General features: G+C 67.3%; 13 protein-coding genes and 1 pseudogene. 9 read left to right on the forward strand and 5 right to left on the reverse strand.

Annotated elements, in window-relative coordinates; translation table 11 throughout:
• The first annotated feature begins 50 nt into the window (after positions 1-50).
• The 3 genes from ASC76_RS06235 to ASC76_RS06245 are packed head-to-tail and all read left to right on the forward strand — an operon-like array spanning position 51 to position 3,264.
• The gene (locus ASC76_RS06235; protein ID WP_056464034.1) at positions 51-1,322 is read left to right on the forward strand and encodes an efflux RND transporter periplasmic adaptor subunit; all 1,272 of its coding nucleotides are present in this window, start codon (positions 51-53) and stop codon (positions 1,320-1,322) included.
• A gap of 21 nt (positions 1,323-1,343) precedes the next feature.
• The gene (locus tag ASC76_RS06240) at positions 1,344-2,582 is read left to right on the forward strand and encodes an FtsX-like permease family protein (RefSeq protein WP_056464037.1); all 1,239 of its coding nucleotides are present in this window, start codon (positions 1,344-1,346) and stop codon (positions 2,580-2,582) included.
• The gene (locus ASC76_RS06245; protein WP_056464039.1) at positions 2,575-3,264 is read left to right on the forward strand and encodes an ABC transporter ATP-binding protein; all 690 of its coding nucleotides are present in this window, start codon (positions 2,575-2,577) and stop codon (positions 3,262-3,264) included. The genes ASC76_RS06240 and ASC76_RS06245 overlap by 8 nt, the downstream gene beginning before the upstream one ends.
• Before the next feature lie 396 nt (positions 3,265-3,660).
• Here the strand turns inward: ASC76_RS06245 and ASC76_RS06250 are convergent, their stop codons facing one another.
• Positions 3,661-4,149, reverse strand: coding sequence for a hypothetical protein (locus ASC76_RS06250; protein ID WP_056464041.1), 489 nt, complete (start codon positions 4,147-4,149; stop codon positions 3,661-3,663).
• Positions 4,150-4,354: 205 nt separating this feature from the next.
• Between ASC76_RS06250 and ASC76_RS26515 the strand changes: the two genes are divergently transcribed.
• From ASC76_RS26515 to ASC76_RS06275, 5 genes are all read left to right on the forward strand, one after another.
• Positions 4,355-4,645 (forward strand): hypothetical protein, encoded by a 291-nt coding sequence (locus tag ASC76_RS26515; RefSeq protein ID WP_157615356.1) that lies wholly within the window; start codon positions 4,355-4,357, stop codon positions 4,643-4,645.
• Between the two features lie 152 nt (positions 4,646-4,797).
• Positions 4,798-5,970: an MlaE family lipid ABC transporter permease subunit gene (locus tag ASC76_RS06260; RefSeq protein ID WP_082548835.1), complete on the forward strand. Its 1,173-nt coding sequence runs from the start codon at positions 4,798-4,800 to the stop codon at positions 5,968-5,970.
• On the forward strand, positions 5,967-6,770 hold the full coding sequence (locus ASC76_RS06265; RefSeq protein WP_056464044.1) for an ABC transporter ATP-binding protein: 804 nt from the start codon (positions 5,967-5,969) through the stop codon (positions 6,768-6,770). Before ASC76_RS06260 ends, ASC76_RS06265 begins: the two co-directional genes overlap by 4 nt.
• The gene (locus tag ASC76_RS06270) at positions 6,755-7,702 is read left to right on the forward strand and encodes an MlaD family protein (protein ID WP_056464046.1); all 948 of its coding nucleotides are present in this window, start codon (positions 6,755-6,757) and stop codon (positions 7,700-7,702) included. The genes ASC76_RS06265 and ASC76_RS06270 overlap by 16 nt, the downstream gene beginning before the upstream one ends.
• A gap of 5 nt (positions 7,703-7,707) precedes the next feature.
• A complete protein-coding gene (locus ASC76_RS06275) occupies positions 7,708-8,418 on the forward strand; it encodes an ABC-type transport auxiliary lipoprotein family protein (RefSeq protein WP_235580440.1) in 711 nt (236 codons plus the stop codon).
• A 26-nt stretch (positions 8,419-8,444) separates the two neighbouring features.
• Here the strand turns inward: ASC76_RS06275 and ASC76_RS06280 are convergent, their stop codons facing one another.
• A complete protein-coding gene (locus tag ASC76_RS06280; protein ID WP_162247065.1) occupies positions 8,445-10,310 on the reverse strand; it encodes a PAS domain S-box protein in 1,866 nt (621 codons plus the stop codon).
• Between the two features lie 242 nt (positions 10,311-10,552).
• Between ASC76_RS06280 and ASC76_RS26520 the strand changes: the two are divergent.
• A pseudogene (locus tag ASC76_RS26520) lies at positions 10,553-10,840 on the forward strand (response regulator); the annotation flags it as partial.
• A 33-nt stretch (positions 10,841-10,873) separates the two neighbouring features.
• Here the strand turns inward: ASC76_RS26520 and ASC76_RS06285 are convergent.
• The 3 genes from ASC76_RS06285 to ASC76_RS06295 all read right to left on the reverse strand — a co-directional run bounded on the left by ASC76_RS06285 (position 10,874) and on the right by ASC76_RS06295 (position 15,277).
• Positions 10,874-12,565 (reverse strand): response regulator, encoded by a 1,692-nt coding sequence (locus ASC76_RS06285; protein ID WP_371262087.1) that lies wholly within the window; start codon positions 12,563-12,565, stop codon positions 10,874-10,876.
• Positions 12,562-14,073 (reverse strand): ATPase domain-containing protein, encoded by a 1,512-nt coding sequence (locus tag ASC76_RS06290; protein WP_056464056.1) that lies wholly within the window; start codon positions 14,071-14,073, stop codon positions 12,562-12,564. The genes ASC76_RS06285 and ASC76_RS06290 overlap by 4 nt, the downstream gene beginning before the upstream one ends.
• Positions 14,074-14,167: 94 nt before the next feature.
• Positions 14,168-15,277 (reverse strand): sensor histidine kinase, encoded by a 1,110-nt coding sequence (locus ASC76_RS06295; RefSeq protein ID WP_056464058.1) that lies wholly within the window; start codon positions 15,275-15,277, stop codon positions 14,168-14,170.
• Positions 15,278-15,398 lie beyond the last annotated feature (121 nt).

Consider the following 15,398-nt stretch of genomic DNA (forward strand, 5'->3'; position numbering starts at 1 on the left):
TGACGCGGACACTCATTGCGACAGCCTTTCCGGCGCTCCTCGACCTAATCATGCCCTCGACCCCGACCGGCCTCGGGCGGCTCGCCGCCTGGTGGCGCGTTGCCTCCCCCTACCGCCTGTGGATCGCCGCGGTCGTGGGTCTGGCGGCGCTGGGCGCGTGGGCGGGTCCGCGCCTGCTGCTCGGGCCGAGCGTTCCGATCGTCGAGGTGATCCGGCGCGACTTCGTCCAGTCGGTCGTCGCCAGCGGTCGCGTCGAGGCGCCGCACCGCGTCAGCATCGGCGCGCAGGTCATCGGGACCGTCAAGCGGATTCCGGTCGCCGAAGGCCAGGTCGTCGCGGCCGGCCAGGTGCTCGTGGAGCTCGACGCGCAGGAAGCGCGCGCCGCCACGGCGCAGGCCGACCTGCTGGTGACCCAGGGCGAGGCGCGCCTGCGCCAGCTGCGCGAACTGCAGGTGCCGATGGCCGAGCAGGCGGTGCGGCAGGCTCAGGTCACGCTGGACAACGCCCGCGCGCAGCTGCGCCGCCAGGGCGATCTGTTCAAGCAGGGATTCATCGGCCAAGCCGCGCTGGATGACGCGCAGAAGCTGGTCGACCTCGCGCAATCACAGTGGCGCACGGCCCAGTCCCAGCTTGCTTCGCTGCGGCCGGGCGGCAGCGACCAGGCGCTGGCCAGCGCCGCGCTGGCGCAGGCCGTGGCGAGCGCGGACCAGGCCCGCTCGCGCCTGCGCTACACCACCATCGTCGCGCCGGTCGCGGGCGTGCTGATCAGCCGCGACGTCGAGACCGGCGACGTGGTGCAGCCGGGCAAGACCCTGATGGTTCTGTCGCCCTCGGGCGAGACGCAGCTGGTGGTCCAGATCGATGAGAAGAACCTGCACCTGCTGAAGATCGGCCAGCTCGCCGACGCATCGGCCGACGCGTTCGCGGATGCCCGGTTCCCGGCCCGGATCGTCTTCATCAACCCCGGGGTCGACCCGCAGCGCGGCTCGGTCGAGGTGAAGCTGGCCGTGGCGCAGCCGCCCGACTACCTGACGCAGGACATGACCGTGTCGGTCGACATCCGCGTCGCCCAGCGGCCGCAGGCCGTGCTGGTGCCCAGCGACGCGCTGCACGACGGCGGCAGCGCGCGCCCCTGGGTGCTGCGGGTCGAGGGCCGTCACGCGCGCCGGCAGGCGGTCCAGATCGGCCTGCGCGGCGGGGCGTGGAGCGAGGTGCTCGGCGGCCTGCAACCCGGCGACAGGGTCGTGCCGACATCGGTCGCGGAGGTGGGCGATGGCGCGCGGCTGCGGGCCGTGCCGGCGACCGCGTCCGCGTCCACCTGATCGCACCGACCGCCGCGCGCCGTGAATCCCTGGCTGCCGTTCGAGTGGATCGTCGCGTGGCGCTTCCTGCGCGAGGGCAGGATGCAGACGCTGTTCATCGTCAGCGGCATCACGATCGGCGTGGCGGTGATCGTCTTCATGTCGGCGCTGCTGGCCGGGCTGCAGGCCAACTTCGTGCGCCGCGTGCTGACCGCGCAGGCCCACATCCAGTTGCTGCCGCCAAAGGAGACCGCGCGCGCGCTCGGGCCGCCGCCCGGCGCGAACGCCGGCACGATCGAGGACGCCATCGTGCAGTCGCCGCTCCAGCGGCTCAAATCGATCGACCAGTGGCAGTCGATCGTGACCCAGATCGGCGGGATGCGGGAGGTGTTGGTGGTGTCGCCGGCGGCGACCGGCTCGGCGCTGGTGGTGCGCGGCGACGCCAGTCGCGCGATCACCCTGATCGGCATCGAGCCGCAGCTCTATTTCCGCATCGTCAAGCTGCCGGACGACATCGTGCGGGGCAACGCCCGCCTGACCCACAGCGACATCCTGATCGGCACCGAACTGGCCGCCGACCTGGGCCTGTCGGTGGGCGACAAGCTGCGCGTCTCGTCGGCCCGCGGCGGCGACAACACGCTCACGGTCACCGGCATCTTCGACCTGGGCAACAAGGGCGCGAACCAGCGCACCACGTATGTGGCGCTGCGCACGGCGCAGAGCCTGCTGAGCCTGACCGGCGGGATCTCGAGCATCGACGTGACGATCCGCGACGTCTATGCCGCCGAGGACGTGGCGCGCCGCATCACGGCGGCAACCGGCGTCCAGGCGGACAGCTGGATCGCGACCAACGCACAGTTCTTCACCGCCGTGCAGGCGCAGACCACCGCCAACACGACGATCCGCTTCTTCGTCGGGCTGTCGGTGGCCTTCGGCATCGCCAGCGTGCTGGTCGTCTCGGTGGTGCAGAAGTCGCGCGAGATCGGCATCCTGCGGGCGATGGGCATCACGCGCGGGCAAATCCTGAGGGTGTTCCTGCTGCAGGGCGGGCTGCTCGGCCTCGCCGGATCGCTGGGCGGCTCGGCGATCGGCCTGGTGGCGCTGGTGGTTTGGCAGCGCTACGCACGCAATGCCGACGGCACGCCGCTGTTCGCGCTGACGATCGAGCCGCGCCTGCTCGCCGCGGCCCTGGTGCTGGCCACGGTCACCGGGCTGGTGGCCGCCTTCGCGCCGGCGCTGCGCGCGGCGCGCCTCGATCCGGTGGTGGCGATCCGTGGCTGACCCGGTCGTTCATCTCGCCGGCGTGCGCAAGTCGTTCAACGTCGGCCGGCCGATCGAGACCGAGGTGCTGCACGGCATCGACCTCACGCTCGGTCGCGGCGAGTTCTGCGCCGTGATGGGGCCGTCGGGCTCCGGCAAGAGCACGCTGCTCAACCTGGTGGGCCTGCTCGACCGACCGTCGAGCGGCGCGCTCGCGATCTGCGGCGAGGAGACGACCACACTCGACGACGGCGCCATCACGCGGCTGCGCGGGCACAACATCGGCTTCGTGTTCCAGTACCACTGCCTGATGCCCGCCTTCACCGCACAGGAGAACGTCATGATGCCGATGCTCGGCAACGCGGTGTTCCCGAACGCCGCGATGGCGGCCCGGGCCGCCGATCTGCTCGACAGCGTCGGCCTCAAGCCGTGGTGCGACAGCCTGGCCGGCGAACTCAGCGGCGGCCAGCAGCAGCGTGTCGCGGTCGCCCGCGCGCTGGCGATGAACCCGCCCCTGGTGCTGGCCGACGAGCCGACCGGCAACCTCGACACGAAGTCGGCCGACGCCGTGTTCGCCCTGCTGCGCAGCGTCAACCAGGCCCAGGGAACCGCGATCCTGTTCGTGACCCACAACGAGGCGCTGGCGGCGCGCTGCGACCGCATCATCAAGGTCGTCGACGGCCTGCTGGTCGATCCGCACTGAGAACCGCTGAGCCCCTGCTGCTGTCGGCCTGGGCCACGCCCAACGGTCACGAAGCCTGCGATGAATCCGGCTGCCCGAGGAATGGATTCGATACCACGAGGGTCAGGCCGGCACATTCACCGCGCGACACCCCGTCGTTGAGCGTGGTGTCCACCTCTCGCGCAAAGCGGTCGTGCTCCCCGCGGATTGACTCCACGCAATCGCTACGTTGATGCTGCGAGCAAGGGTCGCAATGCGCCGAACGACTCGCCGAGCGGGCAGTAGCCCTCGAGATCGTCCAACGCGATGAGGGCGCGCTGCACGCAGCGTTGCGCGAGCGGTGTCCATTTGTGCGGGGTGCGCGGTTGCGGGTCGAGCAAGTGAGCCATTGCCAGCCGTGCACGCAGCGGGGCGCGCTCAGCGGTGTAGAGGTGGATGAGTCTGCTCGACGGCCGCTCTTCCAATTGGATGCACAGACCGGCCAGCAGGCGCGGACCGATCCACGGTGCTCCAGCGAGATCGCATTCGAAGCTGAGATAAGCCATACGCCGCGGTTGCGACCGGCAAGACCAACGCATCGCGGTAGAAGCGACCGAGCAACGCGACGAGTGAGTCGACGTCGGCGTCGGTGACCCGACCCTCTGAGATCATTCGATGCAGCATGCGCTGCTCCGGCAGCCGCCGCATCAGGACGAGCCAGTCAACGGTCAGGCCCGGTGCCGGCAGTTCTTCGGGTGCAGCCAGGGAAAAGGCGCCGGCGTGCCACCGCAGCGCCCGCACTCCCAGGTACACGGTGGGCGCGAGGCGCGCGTTCAGTCGCACGTCCTCGCGGCACTGGAACTCCCGATCGGCGAGCGTAGAGAAGTCGAGAAACGGAAAGCGCACCGGCTTCTTCAACTTGAGCACCCGGTCCTCCGCCAGGAAGACCCAAGGCGGCGGACGGCGATAGAGCCATGGCGGAAGAGATTCCGCGGCCTCGAGACGTCCGCACTTGCGCCGGCGCAAGACGTGCGCGCCCACAAGACGTGTCACCTTTGCGCGGACTCAACCAGCCGGGCCATCTCCGGCAGCACGATGGCCTGCATGCGACGCCCCTTCACGGAGTATCCCCATGAGCCTTCCGTTTACGGATCGCCAGGCCGCCGGACGTGCGCTCGGGCAACGCCTGACGCAGCTGAAGCTGCGCACCCCGATCGTCGTGCTCGCCCTGCCGCGCGGCGGAGTGCCCGTGGGGGTCGAGGTCGCGCGCATGCTCGGCGCCGCGCTGGACCTGGTGCTGGTTCGCAAGCAACTCCCGGGTTTTCGGCGAGAAGGATCAGATTCAGCACCAGCAAGAGCTGCTCGAGACGACGCTGGCGGCGGCGAGGCGCAGCGGCCTCGAGCAGGTGTCTACGCTTGCTGAAGTGAGCGATCCGGCGACCGAGATCGCTCGCGCAGCCCGCCAGGCGCAGCGGGCGGCCCACCGAAGGCCCGGCGAGCGGCCATTTGATGTGGCGCAATCACGGTGGGAGGGGCGAGACTTAGATTGGACCCGGGGAACGGGTCATGACGCCAATGCACAGACTTCACGATGAAGGAAGCGGAGAGTTCCGGGAGTCGTCGTCCGGCGCGTCGTTGACGGTGGTGTCCCCCTCGTCGGGAGCGGGCGCAAGCGAACTGCAGTGCAGCGGTGCGTGGTCCGTGCAGACGATCGCCAGTCTGGAATCACGGCTCGACGACATCCACTGGGCTGCCGTTCGCGAGCTCGTCGTCGATGGCTCCGCCATCACGCTCCTCGACACCGCGGGCGCCTGGATACTTCACAAGACGATACGCCGCTGCGCAGCGCGCGGGTGTGTCGTCCGCACGCAAGGAATGCGGTCGGAATTCGCCGCGTTGCTGCAGCTGCTCGCCGAGCACGAGATCCCCCTGGAGGTGCCGGCCGTGCACCCGCCGGCCTGGCTCGCGCGCGTGGGCCAACGCGCCAGGTCAATCCTGATGGGGGCGCACGGCTATCTGGCGTTCGTCGGCGAGAGCTCGCTGGCCCTCCTCACCTCGCTGCGGCATCCGTCTCGCCTTCGCTGGCGTCCGATCCTGCACAACGTGCAGACCGCGGGCCTCGATGCGCTGATGATCACCGGACTGCTGTCGTTCTTGATGGGCATCGTCATCGCGTACCAGGGCGCCGATCAGCTGCAACGCTTCGGCGCCAACATCTTCGTCGTGGACCTGGTGGCGCTGGCGATGCTGCGCGAACTGTCGCCCTTGCTGACCGCCATCATCATTGCGGGCCGATCCGGGTCGGCCTACGCCGCGCAGATCGGAACGATGAAGGTCACCGAGGAGATCGACGCGCTGCGCACCATCGGTGTCGGAGCGCAGGAGTTGCTGGTGATACCCAAGGTCTGCGGGCTTCTCATCGTGATGCCGCTGCTGACCGTCTACACCGATGTCACGGGCGTGCTGGGCGGCATGGTGATGGCCAGGGTGAAGCTCGACGTCGGCTTCGACCTGTTCATCGACCGGCTCGACGATGCGATTCAGCCCTCGTCCTACTGGACGGGTCTGGCCAAGGCGCCGGTGTTCGCGATGATCATCTCGCTGGTGGGCTGCTACCGCGGATTCCAGGTCGGCGGCAGCGCGGAGAGCGTGGGCCAGCAGACCACCTTGAGCGTGGTGCAGTCGATCTTTCTGGTCATCCTGACCGACGCCATGTTCTCGATCGTCTTCCTGTGGCTCGACCTGTGATCAACAGCGCCGCGCCCGCCCCTCGCCCCCCCGACGTGATCGAGGTGCGGGGTCTGAGCACCCGCTTCGGCGCGGCGGTGGTGCACGAGAGCGTCGACCTCAACGTGCGCACCGGCGAAATCTTCGCGCTCGTCGGCGGCAGCGGGTCCGGCAAGTCCACGCTGCTGCGCGAGATCATCCTGTTGCAGCGCCCTGCATCTGGATCGATCCGCGTTCTCGGGCAGGAGATCGTCGGCCTGTCGGACGAGCGTGCATTGCCGCTGCGTCGTCGCTGGGGCGTGATGTTCGAACGCGGCGCACTGTTCTCCGAGCTGACGGTAACCGAGAACGTCTGCATGGTGCTGGGTGAGCACACCGACCTCTCGCCGCGGCTGATGCGCGAGGTGGCCGCCGTGAAGATCGCACTGACGGGGCTGCCCGCCGATGCGGGCGCCAAGTATCCGAGCGAACTGTCGGGCGGCATGCGCAAGCGCGCGTCGCTCGCGCGGGCGCTGGCACTCGACCCCGAACTGCTGTTTCTCGACGAGCCCACGGCGGGCCTGGACCCGCTGTCGGCGAGCGGCATCGACGAGCTGGTACTCGGTCTGCGCAAGGGCCTCGGCCTGACCATCATGATGGTGACGCACGACCTCGACCTGCTGTGGCGCACCGCCGACCGCGTGGCTGTACTGGGCCACGGCCGCATCGTCAGCGTCGGCACGATGTCGGAGCTGTCGCATTCGGGTCACCCGCTGGTACGCCAGTATTTTCATGGACCGCGCGGCCGCGCCGCTTTGGAGCAGGCATGGAATCAAAAGTGAATCTCGCCGCCGTCGGCGCCTTCGTCATCGTGCTCACGCTGGCGATGATCGCGGGCACGCTGTGGCTCTCTAGCGGGAAGTATTACCGCAAGGCCTACGACACCTACGAGACCTACCTGACCGAATCGGTTTCCGGACTCAATCTGAACGCGCCGGTGCGCTACCACGGCGTCGATGTCGGACGGGTGCGATCCATCATGCTGTCCCCGGGGAATGTCGAGCAGGTCCGCCTGACGCTGGATGTCGAGCGCGGCACGCCGGTGAAGGCGGACACTGTCGCCACCCTGCGCTCGCAGGGGCTGACCGGCATCGCGTTCGTCGAGCTGTCGGCAGGGCACAAGGAATCGCCGGCGCTCCAGGCCCGCCCGGGCGAGACGTACCCGGTGATTGCATCAGCCCCGTCGCTGATCGAGCACCTCGAGACCGCGGCGCCGGTGCTCCTGGCCAATCTCGCGCGCATGACCGACAGCCTGAATGCGGTGCTTGACGAGCCCAACCGCCGCGCGGTCGGCACGACGCTGGCCAACCTTGCCGTCCTGACGCAGACCCTGGCGGCACGCTCATCCAGCATCGACGCGACCTTGGCCGACGCGGCTCGCACGACGGACCGTGCGAAGCAGGTCTCCGCCGAGCTGCCACGCCTGGTGCAGCGATTCGACCGCGCCGCCGACGCGCTCGAGCACATGGCAGGCGACGTCATCGACGCCAGTCGCAGCGTGCGCATCACGTTCGACAGTGCACGCCAGACGCTTGCCGACTCGCGCGACGACCTCACCGAATTCACGGGCGCGACGTTGCCCGAAGTGCGCGAGGCGGTTTCCGAGCTGCGCGGACTGACGGCATCGATGCGTCGTGTCGGCGAGGAGGTGGAGCGCAACCCCGGCGTGCTCCTGCAGCGAGCCCGACCGGCCAGACGCGGACCGGGGGAGTGAACACCATGTTCGGAACAGGCTCCCCCCTCGGCGCTTCTCGGCCGCACACGGCAACCCCTGGTGGTGAACAGCGGGCTTCGATGCGGCGGGCCTTGTGCGCCTCGGCGGTGGCGGCACCGCTGGTTCTGCTCACGGGCTGCAGCCTGTGGCCGGCGGTGCCAGTCGAGGACAGAGTTCGGCACGTGCTGAATCCCAGGCCCCGCGTGGCGACGTCGGCGACCCGGAATCTCGTGCTCGCGGTGAACCCGCCGCTCGCCTCACCGGGCTTCGAATCGTCGGCGATCGCGTACGTCCAGGCGCCCCACGTGCTCGACCACTACGCGACCCACGAATGGGCCGAGACGCCGGCGCGCATGATCGGCCAGTTGTTGACGCGCACGCTCGAAGACACGGGCGGCTTTCGCGCCGTCGTCCGGAAAGCAAGCGGGCTGCCTGCGGACCTGGCGCTCGACACGCAGATCGTGCTGCTGCAGCAGAGTTTCCTGACCAAGCCGAGCGTCGTCGAGCTCACGCTGCGCGTGCAACTCGTCGGGGTCGCGCGCCGGCGCGTGCTGGCGACGCGATACATCGAGATCATCGAGGCCGCGCCCTCGGACGACGCGCCCGGCGGCGTTGTCGCCGCCAATGCTGCCGTCGCAAGCGGGCTCACGCAGGTGGCCGCGTTCTGCATCGATGCCGCTGCCGACCGGCTGCTGCCTCTCACCGGCCGCCCCTGACGGCCTCCAAGCTCGCGACCAACTCGTCAGTCGGCCGATCGGTCGACGACCTTCTGGGCCGACGGCATCGAAACCGTCACCTCCACGGTCGTTCCGTTCGCCGGACTTCCATGGATACTGATCCGGCCGCCCAAGGCACGCACCCGCTCGCGCATGCCCAGCAATCCAAATGAACCGGCCTTCTTTCTGTCGGCATCCAACAAGCCGACGCCGTCATCGCAAATGCGAAGCAAGACCTGGCCCCCGGGGGCGTCTTCAAGCGTGATGTCGACCCGGGTCGCATTGGCATGGCGAACGACATTGTTCAGAGCCTCCTGGGTCACGCGATACAGGCAGGTCGTGATGGACGGCTTCTGCTGCAAAGCGGTAGAGACGTTCGGCGAGACATCCACTCTGCACTCGATGCGGTGACGTTGGGCGGTTTGGTTCGCGAGCGACTCGAGCGCCGCGACGAGGCCCAGTTCGTCGATCATCGGCGGACGAAGGTCGCGAATGATCCGCCGTGTCGAATCCATCGCGGTATCCGCAAGTGCCGCCACCTCGGAGAGCAATGCGTGCTCGCTGGAAGGAAGTTCCAGATGCGCCAGGGCGATCGCAGTCACGTTCATCTTGATGGCCGTAAGCGTCTGCTGGAGATCGTCGTGGATCTCGCGGGAGATCCGCTTGCGTTCGTCTTCCTGAACGCGATCCATGGCGCTGACCAGCTTCTCCAATTCAGCATGCGCTGACCGCAGATCGGCGAGCATCTGCGCTTGCGAGGTGACATCGCGATGAATCACGGTGAACAGCTTCTGGCTCCCCACAGTCACTTGAGAGATGGATGCCTCGATTGGAAACTCCTGACCATCGGCGCGAAGTGCCACGACTTCCTGCTGCCCCATCGGCCGTGCGCCGGAGGTCCCTTCACCGAATTTGTGCACCTCCTGCGCATGTGCCGCCCGATAGCGCTGTGGAATGAACAGTTCCACCGAGGTACCAAGCATGTCACCGACCTGGCAGCGAAACATTCTTGCGGCCGCGGCATTGGCTTCGACGATGATCTGGTTGGCATCGGTGGTGATGATTCCCTCGCTGGCCGAGTCAAAGATGCCACGAAGACGCGCTTCGCTCACTTGCAGATCGTTGGTCGCCTGCCTGAGCTCTGCGGTTCGTTCCGCCACCGTCTCTTCCAGCTGCATGGCCGTCGCACGCTCGGCAGCGAGGATGCGCTTGTGATCGGTGATGTCGAGCAGGAGTCCGACTCGCCGACCGTCCGACAAGCGCCTGGCCCGAACCTCGACCGGCAACGCCGTCCCGTCTCGGCGAAGCAGCATCCACTCTTGCACGTGCACTCCGCCCGCGAGCATCTCGGCGCGAGCCGTGGGCAAGCGATGTAACTCAGACGGCGCCAGAAGATCCTCAAACGTCTTGCCGATGATCTCGGTTCTCGCGTAGCCCAGCATGTGGCAACACGAATCGTTCACATCCGTGTAGCGCCCTGCTTCATCGGCGACGAGGATGCCTTCATGAGAAAGTTCGAACAGCTGCCGCAAGTATTCTTCGGCCTCTTTGAGAGCGTCATGGGTCGCCTTGACCTTGGTGATATCCATGACCTGGACGAGAAAGCCCACGACGGTGCCTTCGACGATATCCGGCACGTAGTTTGCGAGACTTTCCCTGGTGACTCCGCCAGGCCCAGGAACGCTTCGCTCGAACAGTTGCTCTTGTCCGCTCAGTACGGCCCGAATGTGCGGTTCGTTCAATGCGAAGAGCTCCGGGCCGAGAAGGTCGCGAAGCGATGTGCCGACGAGGGAGTTTGGATCGACGCCGAACCAGTGGCGGTACGCCTGATTCGCAAAGCGACAGCGCAAATTTGCGTCCCAGTAGGCGAGCATGGAGGGCAGATTTGCCACGAGCCGATGCTCGTATGCGGTTTCTCCCACGAGGCGATCCCTATCCATCTTGTGAAATCTTGACTCAGGCCCGCAAGAGAAAATATGAAGTGCTCTGATGGTGCTGCATGAGAGACGCCTCCGATTGACATGGATCAACCGAGCTCGGTCATGGCCCTGCGGTCCCGGCTTGAGCGCACTCAACCGCGGCCATGCCGCCTGGGACAAACTGGACAGGCGTGTCGATGAACGAGTGGCCCGCAATGCTAAAGGTTGCAGTCGTGGATGATTCGCCTGCTGTACAGGCCAGCCTGGGTCGGGTATTGAGGCTAAGTCCCGCGATCAATGTGGTCGGCATGGCCGAGGATGTCCAGAGTGCGATCGCGTTGGTCGAGCGCACCAACCCGGATGTGGTCGTGCTGGATGTCGAACTCAGGAACAACGAAACGAGCATGCCCGCCCTGCGGCTCTTGCGGGAGCATCGACCTGCGACGCGAATCGTCATGCTGTCGAACTGGACCTGGGACTCGATGCGCGCCGGTTTCTTGGCCGCCGGAGCCGAGGCCCGGCGACACCCGGGCACGTCAGCACTTGTGCCAATCCTCTCCCGGCTCGTGCGGCTGCATCGCCAGCGACACCGCCTGTTGCAGCGCACTGATGTCGAACGGCTTCGTGAGGATGGATTGGGTGCCGACCACGAGCCCCACTTCGGCCATGTCCGCATACCCGGTCGCCAGCACCACGGGCAAGCCGGGGCGTTGCGCACGCGCGGCCTTGATCACGTCGGCACCGTTCATCAGCGGCATCGCGTAGTCGACGATCAGCAGTTCGGGCTCGACCGCGTCCAGCAACGCCAGCCCCGCGACGCCGTCTGCCGCCGCGGTGACGGCGTGTCCCGACAGCTCGAGGCTGTCCACGATGACGCGGCGCACTTCCGGATCGTCTTCGATCACGAGGATCCGGCGTCCTGCGCTGCCCACGCCCTCGGACACGACCTGGCGTTCGTCATCGCCACCTTCTGCCTCGACGCGAGGAAAGACCATTTCCACGCGCGTGCCTCGCCCCTGCGTGCTGACGATGCGCGCGCTGCCGCCCGATTGACGGGCGAAACCGTACACCTGGCTCAGGCCGAGACCGGTACCGCTGCCGAGCGGCTTGGTCGTGAAGAACGGCTCGAACACCTTCGACAGCAGATTGGGCGCGATCCCCTCGCCCTGGTCCGCGACGGTCACGACGACATTCGGCGGCTCGTCGGAATCGGGACCCGCTTCGTCCGCGGTGATGCGCGTGGAGATCGTGAGGCGGCCGCCTCGCGGCATCGCATCCCGGGCGTTGACCGCCAGGTTCAGAAGCGCCATCTCGAACTGCCCGGAATCGAGCCGCGCCCAGGCCGGCTCGTCGCACAGGTCGTAATCGATGTGCACGGCGGCACCCACCGATACCGCGAGCAGGTCCTGCATCTCGGCCAGCAGCGCCCGCACGTCGACGACCTTCGGCACCAGCGACTGCACGCGGGCGAACGAAAGCAGTTGCGCGGTCAGTTTCGAGCCGCGGCCGATCGCCTGACGCGCCCGGTCGGCGAGAGCGGTGGCGCGCGGATCGGTCGATCGGCGCACCAGAAGCTCGAGGTTCATGCTGACCGCCTGCAGCAGGTTGTTGAAATCATGCGCGATGCCGCCGGTGAGCCGCCCGATCGCCTCGAGCTTCTGCACTTGCACCAGCGCCGACTGGGCACGCTCGCGCTCGGCGATTTCCGCCATCAGGCGGTCGTTGGCCGACGCCAGGGCCTGCGTGCGCGACTCGATGCGCGATTCGAGTTCCCGGTTGAGCCGTTCGACCGTGGCGCGCGCCGCATCGAGTTCCTGCAGGTGATCGCGTGTCTGGTATTGGCGGGTGCGTGCCCGCAGCGACACCTCAGTGGCGCGCACCAGGGTTTCCGCGTCGACCGGCCGTTCCAGCAGCACGACGTTGCCCAGCGCCCGAAGCGGCGTCGGGCGAGTACGCGGGTCGGCTCGCGCCCGCAGCACCACGAAAGGAAAGTCGGACCAGGTCGGCTGCTGCTTCAGCCAGTCGTCGATGGCGGTCGAGTCCACCGCGCCGAACGCCTCCTCCGTGGCGATAGCGGCCGCCGCACCCTCTTGCAGCCCGCGCAACAGGTCGAACGGCGTCATGCAGACCTGCGTCTCGACGCCGCGCGCGTCGAGAACCTTGCGCATGACCTCGGCATCACGCCCGCGTGGTGCGAACAGCAGCACCCGGTGCGATGAGTTCTTCACTGGCCCTCGATCAGCGGGCTATCCCCGAGCAGCGACTGCTTGCCTCGATAGGTCGGCACGCCCATCATCACGCCGTCGAAATCCGTGAGTGCCGCGCCTACTTCGATGCCCGCCGGGCCGAGCCTGAATTCCCGAATGGTCACTTCATGGTCGTTGGTGCGGCTCTTGACGACGGACACCGCCTTCAGCAAGCTGCCGCTCGCCTCGAAGAAGCTGAACAACATGATGGCGTCGCTCAGGTAGCTCAGGTCGACGTCGTTGCGGCTGGTGCCGAACAGGCCATGCTGGCTGAGTACCACCAGCGAGGCCACGCCGCGCTGGTTCAGGTACATCAGCAGTTCGTGCATCTGCAGGATCAGGAACTTGCCGCCCGGCATGGCCTGCAGGTACGCGTTCAGGCTGTCGATGCCGAGCATCGTGACACCGCGAACCTCCACCGCACGCCGCACGATGGTCGCGAACTCGCCGGGGGAGAGCGCCGCGGGATCCAGGGCCACGATCTCCAGCTGACCACTCGCGATGTACGGCGCCAGCGGCATGCTCAAGGCATCGCAGCGCGCGAGCAGGGTCGACAGCCCTTCATCGAACAGGTAGTACGACGCCTTCTCGCCGCGCTTCAGCGCTGCGATGAGGCATGACATGGCCGTCGTCGTCTTGCCGACACCCGAGGGGCCGAGCAGCAAGGTGTTGGTGCCGTGCGCGAGGCCGCCGCCGAGCAGCTTGTCCAACTGCGTGTTGCCGCTGGGCGCTCCGGTCGGGACGAAGCCCTTGCCGTGCTCGGAGGCGATCAGGCGCGGGAAGACTTCGATCCCGCCGGTGTTCAAGCGGAAGTCGTGCTCGCCGCCGCGGAACCTGACACCGCGCAGCTTCACAACCCGGATGCGGCGCTTGCCTTCGCCATAGTCATCCGGGTTCTGCATCAGCGCCAGCACGCCGTGCGCGATGCTGTGCAGCTGCAGGTCCGACGCCTTCGACGACATGTCGTCCAGCAGCAGGACCGTGCAGCCGATTCCGGCGAAGAAGTGTTTCAGGGCCAGGATCTGCCGCCGGTACCGCAGCGGGTCCTGCGCCAGCAGCCGCATCTCGGACAGGCTGTCGAAGACGATGCGGGCAGGCCTGACGCGCTCGACCTCCTTGAGCACGCGCTGGGTGGTCTCACTCAGCTCCACTTCGGAAGGGTGCAGGATCGATTGTTCGAGCTCCTCGGCCATCGTCGGCCCGTTCGAGAGCTCGAAGATCGCGACGCCGTCCAGCGTCCACCCGTGCGACTGCGCGACCATCTGCAGCTCCGCACCCGTCTCTGACAGGGTCACATACAACCCCCGCTGTCCCGCGGCAAGCCCGGCGAGCAGGAACTGAATGCCCAGCGTCGTCTTGCCGGCCCCGGGTGACCCTTCGACGACGTACAGGTGATGTTGGGGGAGGCCTCCGCACAGCACCTCGTCCAGGCCGGGGATGCCTGTGGATGCAAACGGCTGCAGCGGGACGGCAATCGCTTCTTTGACCATGCCGCACAATGAACGCTGCCTCGACGGTCGTCCATCGGTCGGAAGCCTGCCGCCGGGCAGGTAAATTCCCACAGCGCCCGGCGCGTCGCCGGGGCTAGGTAGCGCCCTCCCGGGGCAGGGTGACTTCGAAGCGCGTCGTGCCGCCCTCGGACACGACCCCGATCCGGCCGCCGTGCGCGATGACGATCTGCTCGACGATGTAGAGCCCCAGGCCCAGCCCGTCGTCGTCCTCCTTGCCGGCTCGGGTAAGCGGGTCGAAGAGCGTGGCCAAGTGCTGCGCCGGGATGGCCTGCCCTGCGTTTTCGACCGCGAAGATCACGGTCTCAGACGTCCCGGTCAACTGCACCCGGACCGGCTCGGAGAACCCGTACTTCAGGGCATTGCTGACGAGATTGCCCAGCACCTGGTGAATCCGGTTGCTGTCCCAGTGGCCGACGGCGTCGCCCTGGGTCACCAGCTCCAGACGCGCGTCGGGAAAGGCGGTGCGGATCAGGTCGAGCTCGTCGTTGAACACTGCGTTCAGGTCGACTTTCTCGCGCTTGATGCGAATGCCAACGCCCAGCCGCGTCCGGCTGAAATCCACCAGTTCGTCGAGCAGCGCACGCATGCGCGCACCGCTCTTGAGCAGGCGCTCGCCGACGGCGGACAGGTCCGCGCCGGTGTTCATTCGCACCACGTGCCTGGCCGTGAGCAGGATGGCCATCAGCGGATTGCGCATGTCGTGTCCGAGCATGCCGAGCAACAGGTTGCGGCTGCGCTCCACCTCAGCGTTGAAGGTCGCGATGGATTCGGCCAGCGCCTGGTCGATGGCCTCGTTGAACCTCAGCATGTCCTGGAAGTCGGTGACCTGAAAATGCGCCTGCAACCCCCACAGCCGCAGGACGCTCGCCCGCAGCGCGCGGTATTCGCCCGCCATCTGGTTGATGTCGAATCCGTCTTGCGCCCGCAACTGCGCGTGCAATTCGGCGGCCGTGTCTGGCAGGTTCGGATCGACCGGCGCCAGCCCTTTGGACTTCTCGGACTGCTCGAAATCCGTTTGCCCCCTTCCGAGATCCTTGGCGATCACGCGAAGCAATTGCCCGGCGTGATCCCGCAGGCGCAACGCGCTCATGGTGCCGGCGGCCGGCAGGAGGGTCGCCGCGTACTGCTGCCATTCGGCGAGGATCGCCTCCTCGGAGCTCAGGATGAATTCGCCCAGTCTCATGGCCACGTGCTCGACGACAGTCTTGGACAAGACGGAACCGGGATATTAGCCATCGCCGCGTGGTCTGGGGAACTACTTGCACTGCCACTGGCGGCGCACTCCTCGATTTCAGGGGCCGCTC

The organism is Rhizobacter sp. Root404 (assembly GCF_001425865.1).
Taxonomy (GTDB): domain Bacteria; phylum Pseudomonadota; class Gammaproteobacteria; order Burkholderiales; family Burkholderiaceae_C; genus LMDS01.

Bases quoted from the DNA above. Each gene is read 5' to 3' on its own strand.
- ASC76_RS06235 (WP_056464034.1), top strand. From the start codon at position 51: ATGCCCTCGACCCCGACCGGCCTCGGGCGGCTCGCCGCCTGGTGGCGC.
- ASC76_RS26515 (WP_157615356.1), top strand. From the start codon at position 4,355: ATGAGCCTTCCGTTTACGGATCGCCAGGCCGCCGGACGTGCGCTCGGG.
- ASC76_RS06260 (WP_082548835.1), top strand. From the start codon at position 4,798: ATGCACAGACTTCACGATGAAGGAAGCGGAGAGTTCCGGGAGTCGTCG.
- ASC76_RS06270 (WP_056464046.1), top strand. From the start codon at position 6,755: ATGGAATCAAAAGTGAATCTCGCCGCCGTCGGCGCCTTCGTCATCGTG.
- ASC76_RS06275 (WP_235580440.1), top strand. From the start codon at position 7,708: ATGTTCGGAACAGGCTCCCCCCTCGGCGCTTCTCGGCCGCACACGGCA.
- ASC76_RS06290 (WP_056464056.1), bottom strand. From the start codon at position 14,073: ATGGTCAAAGAAGCGATTGCCGTCCCGCTGCAGCCGTTTGCATCCACA.
- ASC76_RS06295 (WP_056464058.1), bottom strand. From the start codon at position 15,277: ATGAGACTGGGCGAATTCATCCTGAGCTCCGAGGAGGCGATCCTCGCC.